The organism is Rhodoferax sp. GT1R46 (assembly GCF_056521285.1).
In genome coordinates, this window is record NZ_JBWMBC010000001.1 from 224,326 (window position 1) to 242,257 (window position 17,932).

General features: G+C 60.8%; 17 protein-coding genes. 14 read left to right on the forward strand and 3 right to left on the reverse strand.

The genetic code is table 11. The features are described 5' to 3' along the window. Positions 1-3: 3 nt before the first annotated feature. On the reverse strand, positions 4-1,137 hold the full coding sequence (locus tag AC097W_RS01100; protein ID WP_479600404.1) for an efflux RND transporter periplasmic adaptor subunit: 1,134 nt from the start codon (positions 1,135-1,137) through the stop codon (positions 4-6). A 5-nt stretch (positions 1,138-1,142) separates the two neighbouring features. Then, entirely contained in the window at positions 1,143-1,832 is a 690-nt protein-coding gene (locus AC097W_RS01105) for a TetR/AcrR family transcriptional regulator (RefSeq protein ID WP_479600405.1), read from the reverse strand. Positions 1,833-2,061: 229 nt separating this feature from the next. Between AC097W_RS01105 and trhA the strand changes: the two genes are divergently transcribed. From trhA to AC097W_RS01145, 8 genes are all read left to right on the forward strand, one after another. Further along, the gene (gene trhA / locus AC097W_RS01110; RefSeq protein ID WP_479600406.1) at positions 2,062-2,679 is read left to right on the forward strand and encodes a PAQR family membrane homeostasis protein TrhA; all 618 of its coding nucleotides are present in this window, start codon (positions 2,062-2,064) and stop codon (positions 2,677-2,679) included. A 56-nt stretch (positions 2,680-2,735) separates the two neighbouring features. Then, entirely contained in the window at positions 2,736-3,842 is a 1,107-nt protein-coding gene (locus AC097W_RS01115) for a type III polyketide synthase (protein ID WP_479600407.1), read from the forward strand. A 28-nt stretch (positions 3,843-3,870) separates the two neighbouring features. Beyond that, positions 3,871-4,608 (forward strand): methyltransferase, encoded by a 738-nt coding sequence (locus AC097W_RS01120; protein ID WP_479600408.1) that lies wholly within the window; start codon positions 3,871-3,873, stop codon positions 4,606-4,608. After that, on the forward strand, positions 4,608-5,921 hold the full coding sequence (locus AC097W_RS01125; protein WP_479600409.1) for an NAD(P)/FAD-dependent oxidoreductase: 1,314 nt from the start codon (positions 4,608-4,610) through the stop codon (positions 5,919-5,921). Before AC097W_RS01120 ends, AC097W_RS01125 begins: the two co-directional genes overlap by 1 nt. Next, entirely contained in the window at positions 5,918-6,205 is a 288-nt protein-coding gene (locus tag AC097W_RS01130) for an acyl carrier protein (protein ID WP_479600410.1), read from the forward strand. The genes AC097W_RS01125 and AC097W_RS01130 overlap by 4 nt, the downstream gene beginning before the upstream one ends. Next, the gene (locus tag AC097W_RS01135) at positions 6,202-7,434 is read left to right on the forward strand and encodes a beta-ketoacyl-[acyl-carrier-protein] synthase family protein (RefSeq protein WP_479600411.1); all 1,233 of its coding nucleotides are present in this window, start codon (positions 6,202-6,204) and stop codon (positions 7,432-7,434) included. The genes AC097W_RS01130 and AC097W_RS01135 overlap by 4 nt, the downstream gene beginning before the upstream one ends. 159 nt (positions 7,435-7,593) lie before the next feature. After that, positions 7,594-7,776 carry a CsbD family protein gene (locus AC097W_RS01140; protein WP_479600412.1) on the forward strand — a complete coding sequence of 61 codons (183 nt, stop codon included), beginning with the start codon at positions 7,594-7,596 and terminating at the stop codon, positions 7,774-7,776. Positions 7,777-7,903: 127 nt separating this feature from the next. Next, complete coding sequence (locus tag AC097W_RS01145; RefSeq protein ID WP_479600413.1) at positions 7,904-8,866, forward strand: extracellular catalytic domain type 1 short-chain-length polyhydroxyalkanoate depolymerase; 963 nt, start codon at positions 7,904-7,906, stop codon at positions 8,864-8,866. Positions 8,867-8,892: 26 nt separating this feature from the next. Here the strand turns inward: AC097W_RS01145 and AC097W_RS01150 are convergent, their stop codons facing one another. After that, positions 8,893-9,630, reverse strand: coding sequence for a Crp/Fnr family transcriptional regulator (locus tag AC097W_RS01150; RefSeq protein WP_479600414.1), 738 nt, complete (start codon positions 9,628-9,630; stop codon positions 8,893-8,895). A gap of 154 nt (positions 9,631-9,784) precedes the next feature. On the opposite strand from AC097W_RS01150, the gene AC097W_RS01155 reads away from it, so the two are divergent. From AC097W_RS01155 to AC097W_RS01180, 6 genes are all read left to right on the forward strand, one after another. Further along, positions 9,785-12,808 carry a PAS domain-containing protein gene (locus tag AC097W_RS01155; protein ID WP_479600415.1) on the forward strand — a complete coding sequence of 1,008 codons (3,024 nt, stop codon included), beginning with the start codon at positions 9,785-9,787 and terminating at the stop codon, positions 12,806-12,808. Then, a complete protein-coding gene (locus AC097W_RS01160) occupies positions 12,805-13,977 on the forward strand; it encodes an AI-2E family transporter (protein ID WP_479600416.1) in 1,173 nt (390 codons plus the stop codon). The genes AC097W_RS01155 and AC097W_RS01160 overlap by 4 nt, the downstream gene beginning before the upstream one ends. A 69-nt stretch (positions 13,978-14,046) precedes the next feature. After that, positions 14,047-15,342: an acyl-CoA dehydrogenase family protein gene (locus AC097W_RS01165; protein WP_479600417.1), complete on the forward strand. Its 1,296-nt coding sequence runs from the start codon at positions 14,047-14,049 to the stop codon at positions 15,340-15,342. Positions 15,343-15,416: 74 nt separating this feature from the next. Then, positions 15,417-15,959 (forward strand): peptide-methionine (S)-S-oxide reductase MsrA, encoded by a 543-nt coding sequence (msrA, locus tag AC097W_RS01170; protein WP_479600418.1) that lies wholly within the window; start codon positions 15,417-15,419, stop codon positions 15,957-15,959. 39 nt (positions 15,960-15,998) lie between these two features. Further along, positions 15,999-16,610, forward strand: coding sequence for a hypothetical protein (locus AC097W_RS01175; protein ID WP_479600419.1), 612 nt, complete (start codon positions 15,999-16,001; stop codon positions 16,608-16,610). Continuing rightward, positions 16,607-17,914: a TAXI family TRAP transporter solute-binding subunit gene (locus tag AC097W_RS01180; RefSeq protein ID WP_479600420.1), complete on the forward strand. Its 1,308-nt coding sequence runs from the start codon at positions 16,607-16,609 to the stop codon at positions 17,912-17,914. The genes AC097W_RS01175 and AC097W_RS01180 overlap by 4 nt, the downstream gene beginning before the upstream one ends. The last annotated feature ends 18 nt before the right edge of the window (positions 17,915-17,932 follow it).

Consider the following 17,932-nt stretch of genomic DNA (forward strand, 5'->3'; position numbering starts at 1 on the left):
GGCTTACTTTGCGCCTGCGGCTATCTTGACCAGCGTGCCTGCGCGGATGCTGCCCACGCTTCCACCCAATACCGTGGTGCCTTCGGCAACGCCTTGAATGCCCACCATGGTCTGGCCTTCGAACTCGCCACGCGCGCCCATCACCACCGTCTGGTGCACCACCTGGCCATTGCTGATGAGTTGCACATAGGGTTGCGGCTTGTCGGTGCGCACCGCGCTCAGGGGCACGGCGGGGGCCTGTGTCATGCCGGTGGCCAAAATGCCCTGGGCAAACAGGCCCTGGCGAAGACCCGGGTTGGGCTCGATCGCCAGATAGGCCAGCACGGCACGGCTGGATGCCGCCGCACTCGGGTTGATGCGCACGACCTTGGCTTGCAGGGGTTTGGACGCGCCCTCAATCGCCAGTTGGGCAGTCTGACCTACTTGAACACCCAGCGAATCGGTTGCGCTCACGCTGGCTTCCAGCTCCAGGCGGCTGAGGTCCACAATTTCCACGATGCGTGCGTCGATGGCGACGCGCTCCCCCGGCTGCGCCAGGCGCTGCGCAATCAGACCTGAAATGGGTGCGCGCAGTACGGTGTCATCAAGCGACTTGGACGCTACATCGGCACCTGCCCGAGCGGCTTGGTAATTGGCTTCAGCGGAGGACAGTGTGGCGATCGAGGAATCGAGCGCTGTTTTGGAAATAAAGCCCTGATCCACCAGGGAGCGGTTGTTATCAAAGCTGCGTTTGGCAATCTCGACCTGGGCCTTGGCGGATTCCGCCTGCTGTTGCGCCTGGCGCACGCGCGCCTGAAACTCGGTGGAGTCCACCCGGGCGATCACCTGGCCACTTTTGACCACGTCGCCCTCGCGTACCGTCAGTCCTTGCAGTTCACCTGCAACCCGCGCTTTGACAAACGCGGAATTGACCGCCTTGAGGGGGCCGGAAATGGCCAGGCCCTGCACCAGCTCCAGTGTCTTGACCCGCACCACATCCGTGGGCGCCACTTCAATCGCCGTCTGCGTCTTTTGTGAATCCTGTTGGGCTTGAAGTGCTTCTTTTTTTGCCTTGCGGGCCGACAAAGTCCGCAGTGCGCCCAGAGCTAGAACGGCCACGATCAGGCCTATGACAATCCATTTCAACCAGCGTTTCATTGTGCTTATTTCTTGTTAGAAGGGGAGGGGGCCGGTTGCGCGCTCAGGCCGTACAGGATGGTTTCGATTTGCACAGCCAGGTATTCTTCGGGCACCAGTTGTGCGGCCGCTTTGCTACAGGTGCCGAACGAATGCTTCCACATCGCCAGAAACATCATGGGTGCCAGCACCGTATAGACGCCGTATTTGAGGTTGATCGGGCGAAATTCGCCGCGGTCCATGCCACGCTGCAACACCCGCCGGAGCAATTGGTTGCCGGGCTCTATGACTTCAGCCTGATAAAAGGCGGCCAGTTCAGGAAAATTGCCCGCCTCGCTCATCATCAGTTTGGTAATGCCCGAGACTTTGGTTGACCCGATTTGGGCCCACCAGGCATTCATGCTGTGGCGCAGCAGGTCAGCCGTGCTGCCCTGAAAGTTGTCCATCTCGGCATGCCACTCTCCCAAGCGCCCTGAAATATTCTCGCGCACCACGGCTTTGAACAACTCTTCCTTGCTGGAAAAGTAGAGAAACAGGGTGCCTTTGGACACCCCGGCGCGTTTGGCCACCTCTTCGGCACGGGTGGCTGCAAAGCCCTTCTCGACAAAAAGCTCCAGTGCGGCGTCCAGGAGTTCCCCCGGGCGCGCATCTTTGCGCCGTTCACGCTTGGCGCGGACCGTAGCGGCAAGTCCACAGAGGTTGAGGGAAGTGGGCATTTGGTTAATGACTGATTGGTTAGTAATTTAACCAATTGTTCCTGTTCGGTCAAGTCCAGGGGCGGGGCTGGCGTGCCAAGTCAATACCAATTATTCAGGCAAAGTTCGGTAAAGGCATATCCGAGTGAGTTTGTAAGAAGTTGCGTACCGGTTGACCACGATCAACAGACGCGAAGGCACAGCGGGCTATCTTTCCAAGCATTGCTTTTGCCACCCATACCTGAGCACCATGTACCACGGCGAGCGCTTCAACAGCATCACCCACTTGGCGGGCGCCTGCTTGGCGGTGGTGGGCGCTGCTGTGTTGATCGTGGTGGCAGCGCGCATGAGCGATCCCTGGAAGCTCATCAGCTTCAGTGTGTATGGTGCCACGCTGGTGACGCTGTATGTGGCCAGCACGCTGTACCACAGCGTGCGCGGGCGGGCCAAAAATATCTTGCGCAAGGTGGATCACTGCTCCATCTATCTGCTGATTGCCGGCACTTACACTCCGTTCGCGTTGGTGTCACTGCGCGGCGTATGGGGCTGGTCCCTATTGGGTGTGGTGTGGGCGCTGGCCTTGTTTGGCGTCCTGCAGGAGATCTGGTTTGCCAAGGGCGCTCGCGTGCTGTCGCTGGTCATCTATGTACTGATGGGCTGGCTTGCATTGTTCGCTGTTTCGCCGCTGTGGGACGCGCTGACACCCCGTGGCTTTGGGTTGCTGGCCATGGGGGGAATCCTCTACACCGTGGGCATCGTTTTTTATGTTGCTGACCAGCGGGTGCGCCATGGCCATGGCTGGTGGCACCTCTTTGTACTGGGCGGCAGCAGCAGCCACTTTTTTACCGTGCTCTTCTTTGTCGCTTGAGTTTTTTGGTACGCCAGCGCACAGAATTCCCTTTTTCCCGGGCGTAGACTGCGGCCATGAATACACCTCTTCCAACAATCCAGCATACGGCGGTTGCGGGTGGCATGTTCATCCGCGGCATTGGTACCGCCACCCCCCCGACGAGATACACCAAGGCTGACTGCCTGGTAGCCTTCGAGAAATCCGACTGGTACAACCGGCTGGACACGCGGTCCCACCTGATCGCGCGTACCGTCCTCAAACGGGACAACGGCATTGACGCGCGGCGGCTGGCGGTCAACACGCTGGATGAAGTGTTCCACATTGATCCCGACACGCTGGCCCAACGCTTCCTGGCACACGCACCCACTTTGGCTGCTGCTGCGGCCACCCAGGCACTGGATGCCGCCGGACTCCGTGCGCAGGACATCGGGGCTGTGGTTGTCAGCACGTGCACCGGTTATGTGTGCCCCGGGCTTACGGGCTATGTGGCCGAGCGCCTGGGTCTGCGCGGCAACGTGCAGGCTTTTGACCTGGTAGGACAGGGTTGCGCTGCGGCATTGCCGAACATGCAAATGGGTCGGGCGCTGCTGGCATCCCGTGCTTGCGAACATGTGCTGTCGGTCTGTGTAGAGGTCAGCAGCGCCGCGATGTACCTGGACAATGACCCCGGTGTGCTGATCAGCGCCTGCCTTTTCGGCGACGGCGCTGGGGCTGCCGTGCTCTCTTCATCGGCGGGTTCCGTTGGACGCCGCATCGAATGGATGGACAGCAGCTCGCTGATGGAGCCTGCGCAACGCGACGTGCTCAAGTTTGAGACGCGCGGGGGAATGCTGCGCAACGTGCTCACGCGCGCCGTGCCAGAACTGGCCTCGGACTATGCCCTGCGGGTGCTGCACACCGTGCTGCAGCGGGCGGACCTGCACCCTGACGATGTGAGTACCTGGATCCTGCATGCAGGCGGGCGTGACGTGCTGCAAGCCGTGGAACGGCGCTTCGAACTGAATGACACTGATCTGCGCTACAGCGCCGCAATGTTGCGCGAATACGGCAACCTCTCCAGTGCATTCGTCTACTTTGTGCTGCAGGCGGCACTGGCTGACGACGCGCCGGGTGGCTGGTGGTGGCTGACGGCGTTTGGTGCCGGTTTTAGCTGTCACGGTGCTTTGCTCCAGGTGGGCTGATGGAGCCGATTTGATCGCAACAGTACCCTTGGCTTTTCCCAGAAAAGTGGTCCCTGAGCTTCTGGACGGCATGGACGCGCACGATGCCGCCGCGAAGCGCTCACGCCGCGACCTGCAGCGCATCCACCGCGCGATGGGTACCCGCGCCACCGTGCTCAGGGCATTGCGCGCGCTGCCCGGCTTGCACGCGCGGAAGTCACCGCTGCGATTGCTCGAACTGGGTGCTGGCGACGGTAGCCTGATGCTGGGCGTCGCACGCGCTCTGCAGGGCCAGTGGCCTGCTGTGGAGCTGACGCTGCTGGACCGCCAGGACCTGCTGCTACCTAGTGCCGTGGCCCATTACGCCGCAGCCGGCTGGTCCGTGAAAACGCAGGTGGCCGATGCGCTGGATTGGGCTGATGACGCTGGTGCTGTGCCGCATTGGGACGTGATTGTTGCTAACCTTTTCCTGCACCATTTTGAGGGCCCTCAATTGGCCTTGTTGCTGGCCGCGGTGGAGGCGCGCACGGACTATTTCTTCGCCTGTGAGCCACGCCGTGCATGGCTGGCGTTGGCGGGCAGTCACCTGGTTGGTGCCATAGGGGCCAACGCGGTTACACGCGTAGACGCGGTGCTGAGTGTGCACGCCGGTTTTCGTGGGAAGGAACTGCAGGCGCTCTGGCCCGCACAGAACGCTGGCTGGACGCTGGCCGAGCACTCTGCGGGTCTCTTCAGTCATTGTCTTGTTGCTGCGCGTGCAGAACGCAAGCGTACAAATGCACGCTGATGCAAACCCGATTTGATGCAATCATCATCGGCGGGGGTCCCGCCGGCTCCAGTGCTGCCATCCTGCTGGCCACGGCAGGGTGGTCCGTGTGCGTGATTGAGAAGCAGGTCTTTCCGCGACGCAAGGTATGCGGAGAATGCCTGGCGGCCACTAACCTGCCGCTACTTGAAGCGTTGGGTATTGGTGCTGATTTTCTGTCCCAGGCCGGGCCAGAGCTCCACCGGTTGGCGTTGACGCGGGGCGCGCGCACCGTCGAGACGGATCTGCCACCGGCGGTAGGCTCTCCATACCTGTGGGGTCGTGCTCTCGGCCGGGAAGTGCTCGACACCTTATTGCTGCAACGTGCCCGCTCAGCAGGTGCGGTGGTGCTGCAGCCCTGGGCGGTACAGAAAATCAACCGTGTCGGCGGTTTTCACGATTGCACGGTGCGCGAAGCGGTGTCCGACCGGTTGATGGTTCTGCAGGCCCCGGTGGCTATCCTCGCCCACGGGTCATGGGAGCCGCTGCCGCAGGAGCGCGCGATTCAGCGCCGGGCGCGCAGCGGTAGCGATCTGCTCGCCTTCAAGGCGAACTTTCAGGGGGCCTCACTGGCCGCCAGGCTTCTATCTGTACTGATGTTCAACGGCGGCTATGGCGGAATCGTGCTGGCAGATCACGGCATTGTTACGCTGGCCTGCTGCATCCGCGCCGACCGTCTTGAGGTGCTGCGCCAGGCAGAGCCCGGCAGGTCCGCGGGTGAGGTAGTGGAAGCCATGCTCAAGCGTGAATGCCAGGGTGTGGCCGATGCATTGCAGGGTGCACAGCGGCTTGCGCCCTGGCTGGCGTCAGGCCCGATGGCGCCGGGCATACGATTTCAACCGGACGAAAAGGTCTTTCGCATCGGAAACGCGGCCGGGGAGGCGCATCCCATCATCGGCGAAGGCATGAGTATGGCCTTGCAGTCGGCCTGGCTGCTATGCGCAGGCTTGGTACGCGCCCGCCAGCGGCATGGCTCGGGCGCCGGGACGGCATGGCAACGTGGCGTGCGTGAACAGTACGTTGCTGAGTGGCGGCGCCACTTTGCACCACGCCTTCGCCTGGCCGCCACGTTTGCACAGCTGGCCATGCGGCCAACCACCTCAGCGGCGTTGATGGCGCTGGTCCGTTGGCGGCCAACGCTGTTGACCCGGGCTGCCACATGGAGTGGCAAGGTCCACTTTGCGGCCGACACCGCCATGCTGGCGGCCTTGGCATCCAGCGCCAGTGGGGGTGTTGGCCTGAGCCGCGCGCATCTTCGCCAGGATTTTAAACTATTACCAGGAGAAGTTCCATGACCACTGAAGCACGTATTCGCGCCTTGCTTGTGAAGGACTACAAGCTCGATCCTGACAGACTCACACCCGATGCATTGATCGAAGACTTGGGCATTGATTCCATTGGAATGGCCGAGCTGATATTCAATATCGAGGACGAATTCAAACTGGAGGTGCCCGATCAGGCGGTGCAACTCCTGACCCTCGGCGATGTCGTCCAGTTTATCGAAAAGCTGGTCGCAGCCCAGGGCGTTGAAGCGGGTCATTCCACTGCGGCGACGGAGCATTCGCACCCAGCGACATGAAGCGGGTCGCCATCACGGGCGTCGGCGTTGTTTCGCCCCTGGGTCATCATGCGCAGGAGGTGTTCGAGGCCGCGCGCTCGGGGCGCTCAGCCATACGCAGGCTCGACATCCCGGGCGTGCACCGACTGGCGGTGCCACTGGCGGCCACGGTGCAATTCGACGGTGCCGATCACTTCGATCCACCGCAGTACCGTCTGATGGATCGCGTGAGCCAATTCGCGGTGGTAGCGGCCAGGCGGGCCATCGCTGACGCGCAATGCAAATTGACGGATATCGAGCGTGAGCGTACCGGCGTTTTTCTGGGCACCGGAATGGGCGGCACCCTGAGTATGGATGAGGGTTACCAGACGCTGTATGCGGAGCAGTCCGACCGCATCAAGCCGATGATGATCCTCAAAGGCATGCACAACGCACCCGCGGCGTGGATCGGCATCGAGCATGGGCTTCTCGGGCCCAATATGACTTATTCCACGGCCTGCTCCTCGTCCAGCGTAGCCATTGGCGAGGCCTGGCTGCGTCTGGCCTGCGGCGCACTGGACGTCGCAATCGCCGGGGGTTCCGAAGCCCCGCTTTCGCTGGGCTCGCTGAAGGCATGGGAGGCCATGCACACGCTGGCTAGCATGGACGCCGATGACCCCGCCACCTCGTGCAAACCATTTTCCAGGAATCGCAGCGGCATGGTTTTGGGAGAAGGTGCGGCACTGGTGGTGCTGGAGTGCTGGGATCGCGCTAAGGCACGCGGCGCATTCATCCACGGCGAACTCATTGGTTACGGTCTCACCACCGATGCAAGTCACATTGCCCGACCCAGTGTGGATGGTCAGGCGGCCGCCATGCGCGCAGCGCTGACTGCGGCGGGCATCAGCGCTCAGGAGGTGGACGCCATCAATGCGCACGGTACCGGAACTCCGGCGAATGACGGCGTAGAGACTGCAGCCATCAAGCGTGTCTTTGGCGAGCGCGCGCGCCACATTCCGATCAGCGCCACCAAGGCGTTGCACGGCCACCTGCTGGGCGCAGCTGGTGCACTGGAATTCGTGCTGACGTTGCTGGCTTTGCAAAACAACGTAGCCCTTCCCACCATGCACCTGCGTGTGCCCGCCCCGGAATGTGATCTGGACTATGTTCCCAACATCGCACGCGAGGGCGCGGCGGGCCGCACGATGTTGTCCAATTCGTTCGCCTTTGGCGGAACGAATGCGGTTCTCGCGTTGCGCGCTGCGCCCTGACTGGATACCCGAATTCCGCTATGTTGGGAAGCGCACAGATTCAATCGTTGCTTTTGATTAATTTCTGTGTATCGACACGACGAACGGGTTGTGCGATCCGTAGGCTGAACCCCATTCAGGTGGGGTATCAGATGTACACCTCACAAACAGGAATTCACCATGAACAAAGACCAAGTTAAAGGCGCTGCCAAAGACATCGCCGGGAAAATCCAGCAAGAAGCGGGCAAGCTGGTGGGTAACCCAACCCAGCAAGCCAAGGGCTTGATTCACCAGGCAGAAGGCAAAGCACAACAACATGTTGGCAACGTCAAGGAACTGGTCAAGGACGCCAAGAAAATCTAAACTTTGGCGGTTTCACGCCAATGGAAAAGTGGCCGCAGTTTGCGGCTATTTTTTTGTAGAAGAAAACATGGCAAAACGTGCAGGCAACCTTTTTTTGAGCAGGGCGTTCCAACGGACCCTCTCGGCCATGACCCGGTCCGCAATGCGCACCGGTACCAAGGCGATGACCCAGACATTGCGCGCCAAGCCCGCCAAGCCCGCCAAGCGCGTACCCGCTGCACAGGGGCGTTCTGGTGTTGCCATCAGTACCACGGGAGCACGCCGCTACCGGCTTTTCAAGCCGCTTGGTGTGCGCCGCAACGAACAACTGCCGCTGGTCGTAATGCTGCACGGCTGTGGACAGGACGCTCATGGTTTAAGCGCCAGCAGCCGGATGAACCGTGTTGCCGAGCGTGAACGCTTTCTGGTGCTCTACCCGGAGCAAGACCGAATGGCCAATGCCCAGGGCTGCTGGAACTGGTACGACACCCGCACGGGCAGAGCCCAGGCTGAGGCCGACTCCATTGACGCTGCGATCAGCCAGGTCTGCCTGACGCAGCCTGTGGACCGCAACCGCATTGCAGTGGCCGGACTCTCGGCGGGCGCTGGCATGGCGGCGTTGCTGGCGATGCGCCATCCGGAGCGGTTCAGGGCGGTCGCCATGCATTCGGGTATTGCGCCAGGCGTTGCCCATTCATCCGCCACCGCGCTCAGTGCCATGTTTGGACGCAGGGTAAAGGCAGTGCCTGCCGCGCCGCTAGCAGCCGGCATTCACCTGCCTGCGCTGCTGGTTATTCAGGGCAGTGCTGACCACGTCGTCGCACCCCCCAACGGCGCTGAGGCCGCGCGGTCGTGGGCCGCCAGCGAAGGGGCGACGTCAGCTGCGGCGGGCGCCACGCGAACTGTGCAGCGCGGTGCGCGCTATTCCATGAAGGTCACCGACTATCGGGTCCAGAGGCGGCTGGTGGCGACGCTCTGCGAGGTCATGGGTCTCGGTCATGCATGGAGCGGAGGTGCCGCCGGGCAAGCCTATAGCGACCCCAATGGCCCTGACGCGTCACGCATGATCTGGGCGTTCATAGCCAGGCAATTCGCCGCGGTGCGGGCGTAGCCCTTGATGGGTAGCCGAAACGACAGCTAGACCAAAGGGCGCTGTGGCGGGCGACCATCGCCGTACAGGTCGGCGAGTCGCGCGAGCGCCTTGACATCGTTCAAAAACAAGCGCCCATCAATAATGCGATGCAGGCCGCGCTGTTCCAGCTTACGCAGCGTCTTGTTTGTGTGGACGAGCGACAGGCCCAAGCCATCTGCCACATGCTGTTGTGTCAGCGGGAACGGCACGCCTGCGGCACCGCCATCCGCTTGGAGAGCCGCCGCACGTTTGAACAGCAGAATCAGCAGCGTGGCAATGCGCTCCTCGGCGCTACGCCGCCCAACGGACAACAATGTGTCGTCCACCATGGACTCTTCATGCGCCGTAAGCCAGGTCACGTTGAATCCCATGGAAGGGGACTGCCGGTGCAGTTCCCACAGGGAGTCCCGCTGGAAGACGCAGAACAGGGTGTCCGTCAATGTGATGACACCGTGGGCGGCGGCATCGCCCATCTTCTGTTGCACGCCGATGAAATCACCCGCAAGAAGGAAGCTCAGGATCTGGCGGCGTCCGTCGCTCAAGGTCTTGAAGCGAAAGGCCCAGCCGCTGTGCAGCGTGTAGAGCGGGGCATCGGTCTGCCCTTCTTGAATCAGTGTCTCACCGGCGCCCAGCCGAACCTCGCGCCGCTTCAATGACTGAACCAACTGCAGTTCGTCGGCACTGTGCGCAAAAAAAAGTGGAAGCGCCCGGAGAGGGCACGCGCTACAGTGAATTTCATGCATTTAGTTTCCTTTTTGCCTCATGACGACTTGTGCGCGTTGTGTGATGTCTTTTTACATACGAAAAGTCGAACAAAACAACTACAGTGCGACCGCGCGTGCCGTATGTCGGCACGCGACTGATCTTACCCAGTGTGCTCAAACCCAGGATTTCCAGATGCCGCCTTCGTTCGAACTTTTTTCCCCTGGCGGGAAGGTGGACGCATTTATGGGAGACGGGGATTGGCTTGAAACACCGATGGGTCTGCCGGAAACATGGCCATCAAGCTTGCGAACGACGGTTCGGTTCATGCTCGATGCGGACATGCCCATGTGGTTGTGCTGGGGGCCGGACCTGCTCCTCTTGTACAACGATGGGTACGCAGAAGTCCTCGGCCCACGGCATCCGGCAGCCCTGAAACAGCCCTTTCGGTATGTCTGGTCCGGGGTGCCCAATGACTTGGTTTCCGCCGTGGAGCGTGCATTATGTGGCGAAGCAAGTCTCTTGCAAAACGTTGCCCAGGACGTGCTGCGTTCTGGACGCATGGAACAGACCTGGTTCACGGTTTCCGTCAGTCCTATTCGCGACGACGATGGGTCCGTAGTTGGCGTCTTTGGCTTGTGTGCGGAGACGGCCAACCCGGTGTGGCTGAAGCGGCGCCACACCTTGGATCGGGAACATCTGGATGGATTGTCTGCGCAGGTTCACCGCCTTGAAGCATTCGAGAGGCGCAATAGGTTTCAACTGGAACTGGCTGAACGTTTGCGTCCCATACGCACCCCCGAAAATATTGTGGCGGCGGCATGCGCGTTGCTGGGCGAGTACCTGGGCGTATCGCGTGTGTTTTTTTGCGAGGTGGATGACGCCAAAAGCACCCTTTCCATCCGCAGCGACTGGACATGCAATGGCTTGGTCAGCGTAGCAGGCGAAACCCGATTACTGGATAGTTTTGGCGCAGCCAGCCTAGCTGAGCTGCGCTGCGGGAATGTGTATGCAAATGATGACGTCGCCGTGGACCTCCGGACTGCCACACCTACGGATTCCGATGCCAAGGTCAATATACGTGCAAGTCTCGCCATACCGCTGATCAAAGCAGGTGAACTCACGTCGATTCTCAATCTGCATCAAATTGAGCCTTACCACTGGACTGACGAGGACATTGTTCTGGCGCAAGACATGGCCGAGCGAACCTGGTCAGCGGCAGAGAGCGCTCGGGCGCAGGCCGAACTGAAGGCCGAGCGCGACCAGAGTCGTTACATTTTTGACAGCATGGAAGACGGCTTTGGTCTCGTTGATCGCCACTGGTGCGTACAACAAATGAATGCAGCGGGCTTGCGCATCGGCCGACGCACCGCCGCGGAAGTGATCGGACGCAATCATTGGGAAGTTTGGCCGGAAACGGTCGGCACGGAAGTTGAAGCACTGTATCGGCGCGTCCGCGAAAGCGGAAACAGCGAATCGCTGGAGATGCATGTTCAAATTTCAGACGAGCACGCCGCGTGGCTGGAAGTACTGACCCACCGAGTGCTTGACGGCGGTTTGGCGGTGTTTTTTCGAGATATAACGCAACGCAAAAACATCGAAATTGCGTTGCAACTGAACCAGATTAGCTCCGATGACGCATTGGAAATCGGACAGATCGGAACCTTTGACTGGAGTATTCTCGACGGTCGGGTGCAGTGCTCGCAGCGGACCCGCGAGATCTTTGGGTTTGCCTCTGATCAAGGTCTCTTGGCGACAGACTATTTCGATCGCATCCTGCCCGATGATTTCAGCCGGGTTCAGGCAGAGATTGGTGTGGCACTGGCGGGCAACGGCCTTGTCAATACCGAATACCGAATAGAACGGCCAGATGGCAAGATCCGGCACGTCCTTAGCAGAAGCGCATGCCAGAGAAACCCCAAAGGCGCCTGGGAGAGGCACGTCGGGGTGTTTAGCGACGTTACCGATAGCAGGCAATTCGAGCAAAAGCTGCAGAGCGCGAATATTGCGCTGGATGCCGCCCGGGTGGTCGCTGAAAAAGCCAATCTGGCGAAGTCGGAATTTCTCTCAAGTATGAGCCACGAGTTGCACACCCCGCTGAATGCCGTGCTGGGTTTCGCGCAGCTGATGGCGGCCGGGACACCGCCACCCACAGCGGCGCAAACAAAAGCCATAGACCAGATACTGCGTGCGGGATGGTATTTGCTGAGCCTGATCAACGAAATTCTTGACCTTGCGCTGATCGAATCCGGCAAGATGTCGCTGTCGCTGGAACCCCTGTCCTTGCCGGATCTGCTGAGTGATTGCCAGACCATGATGGAGCCGCAGGCACAGCGCAGTGGCATCCGCATTTCCTACGCCCATCTTGATCACCTTTGCTTCGTCCATGCCGATCGCACCCGGATGAAGCAGGTTCTGGTCAATCTTCTATCCAACGCGATCAAATACAACCGTGTCGGTGGGAGCGTTCAGGTAACTTACAGCGAGCGCCCGGGTCAACGGTTGCGCATTCACGTGCAGGACAGCGGTGAAGGCCTGTCCCCGGAGAAGCTGGCGCAACTGTTCCAGCCGTTCAACCGTCTCGGACAGGAGGACGGCATTGAGCAGGGCACCGGCATTGGTCTTGTCGTGAGCAAGCAGCTGGTTGAGTTGATGGAAGGCGAAATCGGCGTGCAAAGCACGGTCGGTGTGGGCAGTGAGTTCTGGCTTGAACTCAACAGTGTTTCCGCACCCCAATTTGACGCGGGGCCAATGCAGGAGTTGATTGCGTCGCATCCTGCGCCCGATCAGCCGGGTGCAACGGTACGCACGGTGCTGTATGTCGAAGACAACGAGGCCAATATGATGCTGGTTGAGCAATTGGTTGCGCGTCGCCCCGACCTGCACTTTCTGAGCGCGAGGGATGCTGAGCGTGGCATTGTGCTGGCGCAGACCCATCAACCGGACGTGATTCTGCTGGACCTCAACCTGCCTGGCATCAATGGATTCCAGGCACTGAAAATCCTGCATGAAGATCCGGCTACCCAGCATATTCCCGTTCTGGCCCTCAGTGCCGATGCCATGCCACGCGATATCGAAAAAGGCCTGGCGGCAGGGTTCTTCCGCTATCTCACCAAGCCCATCAGAATTAACGGGTTCATGGATGCGCTGGACCGCGCGCTGGAGTTTTCACAGACGCAAGGGGCCCGTGACAATGCTGGCCCCATAATCAAACGATGACTGAAGAAATTCTTCCAGAAGTGCCGCTCGCCGAGCCTGCACCGGTCGTCGTGCAGGACGCCGAGCGGGTGCTACTGCATATGCCGGTTGATATTCGAAGCATGTCACTGGTGATACTGGCTTTCTTCGCCAGCCTCTTTGTACTGCATTGGGCCAAGGCCGTTTTTATACCCGTGATGCTCAGCGTGCTCTTCAGTTATGCGCTCTCTCCCTGGGTTAACTGGATGGAGTTCAAACGCGTGCCACGCTGGTTGGGCGCAGCCGTGCTGTTGGTGGCAATCTGTGGCGGGATCGGGTCAACCGCCTACTCGTTCAGCAACGAGGCCACGCAAATGGTAGAGGCGCTTCCAGCGGCCGCACAGAAGTTCAGGCAGTCCGTCAAACCACGCGGCGACCAACCCGCCAGCGCTCTGGATACCGTGCAGAAAGCAGCGACGCAGATTGAGCAGGCTGCGCAGGAGAACGGGGCACCACCCAGTACGAGTCGCGGTGCCATGCGCGTGGTGGTTGAGCCTGCGCGATTCAATGTCAAAGACTATTTGTGGTCGGGCACTATCGGTCTGGTGACCTTGATCGGACAAGGGACGGCTGTCGTTTTTCTCACCTACTTTCTACTGCTCTCTGGCGATACCTTTCGTCGCAAGCTGATCAAGCTCGCAGGCCCTACATTAAGCAAGAAAAAAATCACATTGCAGGCACTCAATGAAATCACCGGCCAGATCCAGCGTTATCTGCAGGTGCAGTTGCTCACCAGTGCGCTGGTGGGGGTGTTGACCGGGCTGGTGCTCTTTGCCATCGGGCTTGAGAACGCTGCGGTCTGGGGCATTGCGGCAGCGGTCATGAATCTGGTTCCGTATGTGGGTTCCCTGGCTACCTCCGCAGCGGTGGGGCTGGTCGGATTTTTGCAGTTTGGCTCTCTCAATATGGCCTTGGTCGTAGCGGGTGCGTCATTGGGCATCCACACCATCGTCGGTAACCTGCTCACGCCGTGGCTGACCAGCCGCGCCAGCCGTCTGAGTCCGGTTGCGGTGTTTGTGGGTCTGCTCGCCTGGGGCTGGCTATGGGGCATTTGGGGCCTGCTGCTGGGCATCCCTATTCTCATGATCGTCAAGTCCACCTGTGATCGGGTCGACGACCTGAAGCCAATCGGAGAGTTTCTGGGATCCTAGTCTGTCGTGCCGGATTGGGCATGTCCCCCGTGTTCTGACAGTCGACAGCGCGAGGTGGACAATGCGTCCATGGACTTCGCACATTCTCCCCGGGCGCAAGACCTGCGCCAACGCCTTGAAGCGTTCATGCAACGCTATCTGCTGCCCTACAACGCAGCGTGGCACGCTTCTGTGCAAGACGGTGTGTACCCGCCGCCATTTTTGGAAGACCTCAAAGCCCTCGCGCGCGAAGAAGGGCTGTGGAACCTGTTCCTGCCCAGCCTGGGTGCCGACGAACCCGGCACGCGCCTCAGCAACCTGGACTATGCGCCTCTGGCCGAAATCATGGGCCGCCTGCCGTGGGCCGCGGAAGTCTTCAATTGCAGCGCACCCGACACCGGCAACATCGAGTTGTTGCATCGCTTTGCCACACCCGCACAGCGTACGCAATGGCTGGCACCTCTGCTGGAAGGGCAGATTCGCTCGGCCTTTGCCATGTCCGAGCCCGATGTGGCGTCCAGTGATCCCACCAACCTGCAAACCACGGTGCGCCGTGATGGCGAACAACTGGTGCTCAATGGCCGAAAGTGGTTCATCACCGGGGCGGCGCACCCGCACTGCAAGCTACTCATCGTGATGTGCCGCAATGCGGCTGAAGGCGAGGGCACTGCCCACCACCAGCACAGCATGGTGCTGGTGCCGCAGGACACCCCCGGCGTGCAGGTGGTGCGCAACATTGCCGTGGTGCACCACCATGCGCCCGAAGGGCATTGCGAAATTGTGTTGCGCGATGTGCGCGTGCCCGCAGCCCATCTGCTGGGCGCTTGGGGGGAAGGCTTTGCCATGGCGCAAGCACGGCTGGGGCCGGGGCGGGTGCACCACTGCATGCGCACCATTGGCCAGTGCGAGCTGTCCCTGCAGCTGGCCACCGAGCGCACGCTGGAGCGACAGGCCTTTGGCAAGTATTTGTCCGATTTTTCCAATGTGCAGGACTGGATTGCCGAGTCCCGCATCGAGATCGATCAGGCCCGGTTGCTGGTGCTGCAGGTAGCCTGGGCGCTGGACCAGAGCACGCGGGACCCCGCTCAACCGACAGCGCAGTTGCGTGCACAGGTGGCCGCCATCAAGGTGGTGGCTGCCCGATTGCAAACGCGCGTGGTCGAGCGCGCCATGCAGGCTTTTGGCGCCATGGGCCTGTCGCCCGACACCCCGCTGGCCTATTTCTGGACCTGGGGCCGTGCCATGCACCTGATGGATGGGCCCGATGAAGTGCACTTGCGCACCGTGGCGCGCCACGAGCTCACACAGGCGCGCAGCCGCATGGGCGCCACTGCTGCCTACTTCACGACGCCTGAGCAATTGCGGGCCTTGCCGCGCATTCGATAGCCCCTTTGCCTGACACAGGCAGGTCCGCCGGGTTACATTGGGTTCCAGTAAAACCGATTGTCTGGAGATCTCTCATGTCCAATTCTGTTGAAACCATCACCCTGGGTGGAGGCTGCTTCTGGTGCACCGAGGCGGTGTTTGTGCAGGTGCGCGGCGTAGTGGACGTCGAGTCCGGCTACAGCAACGGCCAGGTGCGCCAGCCGAGTTATGAAGACGTCTGCACCGGCACCACCGGCCACAATGAAGTGGTCAAGCTGGTCTATGACCCCGCCGACATTTCCACCCGCGAGGTGCTGGAAATTTTCTTCGTCATCCACGACCCCACTACCTTGAACCGACAGGGTAATGACGCGGGCACCCAGTACCGCAGTGGCATTTACTTCTCCAATCCCGAACACGCAGCGGTGGCCCGGGAGGTAATAGCCGAGATGACCGCCAGCGGTGTCTATGACCGACTTATCGTCACCGAGGTGGTGCCGCTGGACAACTATTGGCCCGCTGAGGACTACCACCAGGATTTCTTTGAGCGCAATCCGCACCAGGGTTACTGCATGGCGGTGGCCGCGCCCAAGGTTGCCAAATTCCGCAAGACCTTTGCGCGGTTCCAGAAGGGGTGACTACACTTGGGGGCTACTGAAACACCCTCTGAAGTTGCAATGGATATTTTGATATGGGCGATCCTGATCGCGGTTGGCGGCTATCTCCTCAAGTCACGGGACGAAAGCAGGCGCATTGCCCTGCTGGGCAGCTATCTTGGCAAGTACGAGATTGAAAAACTGATGGAAAGCCTGACCCACGGCACCATGCGGGCGCTGGGGGAGTCGGACCCGGCGCGCCAGGAGCAGGTCTGGAACCTGCTGGACCCGTCCGGGCTCAAGCTCTCGGAGCAGTTCAACAGTTTTGTGGCCGAGTTCGCCAAGGTTGACGCGGCGGATGCACGCGTCAGCACGCTGCCGCTCCCCATCCCCATTCCGTATGCTGCCAAGCTGTTTCCGCAAGCGACGTTTGATGTGCGCAAGGTTTTGGCCGTGCATGCCAGCGGCATCGCCAATGCCGCAAAAAACAGTCTTAACCGCTCACCCAAGGACAAGGCGTTCACCCTGATGGCCGAGCTGTTTCTGATGCAGCACACCTGCCACTGGTATTGCAAATCCAAAACCGTGGCCTCCGCTCGCTTGCTGGTTCGCCACCAGACCGCGTATGCGTTGGTGCTTGACTCCGTGGCCCCCGACACGCGCAGGGCCTATCTGGCCCTGACCCAGAAGTGAGCAAAACCATACGCTACACCCTGCTGTCCTTGCGGGACTTGGCGGTGTCTGCCGGCCCGTTTGTGGTGCTGGCCATCGCACTGCTGGTGGTGGCTTATGCGTGGCTGGACCCCAACCCACCCAAGCGGGTGACGCTGGCCACCGGCCCGGCCCAAAGTGCGTATGAAGAGTTCGGCAAGCGCTACGCCACTATTCTGGCCAAAGAAGGCATCACCGTGGTGCTGTTGCCGTCCGAGGGCTCGGCTGCCAACCTGCAACTGCTGCGTGAAGGCAAGGCGGACCTTGGTTTTGTGCAGGGTGGCACCAGTGAAACCCGTGCAGAAGGCGAAGCGCCGCTGGAGTCGCTGGGCAGCTTGTTTCTGGAGCCGGTGTGGCTGTTCTACCGCGAAAGCGCGGCGCCAAATGCGGTGCTGAGTTCGCTCACACAGCTCCAAGGCCTGCGCGTCAACGTGGGAACGCCCGGCAGCGGTGTGCCCAACCTGATGGCCAAGTTGCTGGAGAGCAACCGCATTGAGCGCAGCGCACTGAAGATTTCAGAGCTGGAGCAAACGCCTGCCACGGTGGCCTTTCTAGGGGGTGAGCTGGATGCCATTGTGTTTGCCTCGGCCCCTGAATCGCTGATGGTGCAAATGCTGCTGCAAACGCCCGGCGTCAAGCTCATGGACTTTGCGCAAAGCGAGGCCTATTCACGGCGGTTTGCGTTTCTGAGCCCAGCCGTGCTGCCGCAAGGCGTGGTTGATCTGGCGGGCAACATTCCACCCCGGGACGTGCACCTGGTGGCGCCTACCACCACGCTGCTCACGCGCACCGCCACGCACCCGGCATTGCTGCAGCTGTTTGCGCTGGCAGGCAACGAGATCCATGGAAGCGCCGGCTGGTTCAAGCATGCCCGCGAATACCCCAACGTCAACAACAACGAGTTGCCGGTTTCCAAAGAGGCCGAGCGCGCCATTCAAACCGGCGCCCCGCTGCTGCAGCGGTACCTGCCGTTCTGGGTGGCCAATCTGGTGGAGCGCATGTGGCTGGTGATGGGCATCATCCTGGCGGTGCTGCTGCCTGTGTCGCGCGTCGTGCCGCCGCTCTATGAGTTTCGGGTGCGGTCGCGCATTTTCAGGTGGTATGCCCAGCTGCGGGACATTGAACAGCGGGCCGAGGGAAATCCCGACACGCAGCCGCTGCTGGATGAACTGGACCAGATGGAGGGCCACGCCGAAAAGATCAGCGTGCCGCTGTCGTATACCGATGAGCTGTACGCGCTGCGCAGCAACATCCAGTTGGTACGCAAGAGGTTAAATAGGGTGTAGCCCTCGTGGAATATGCGT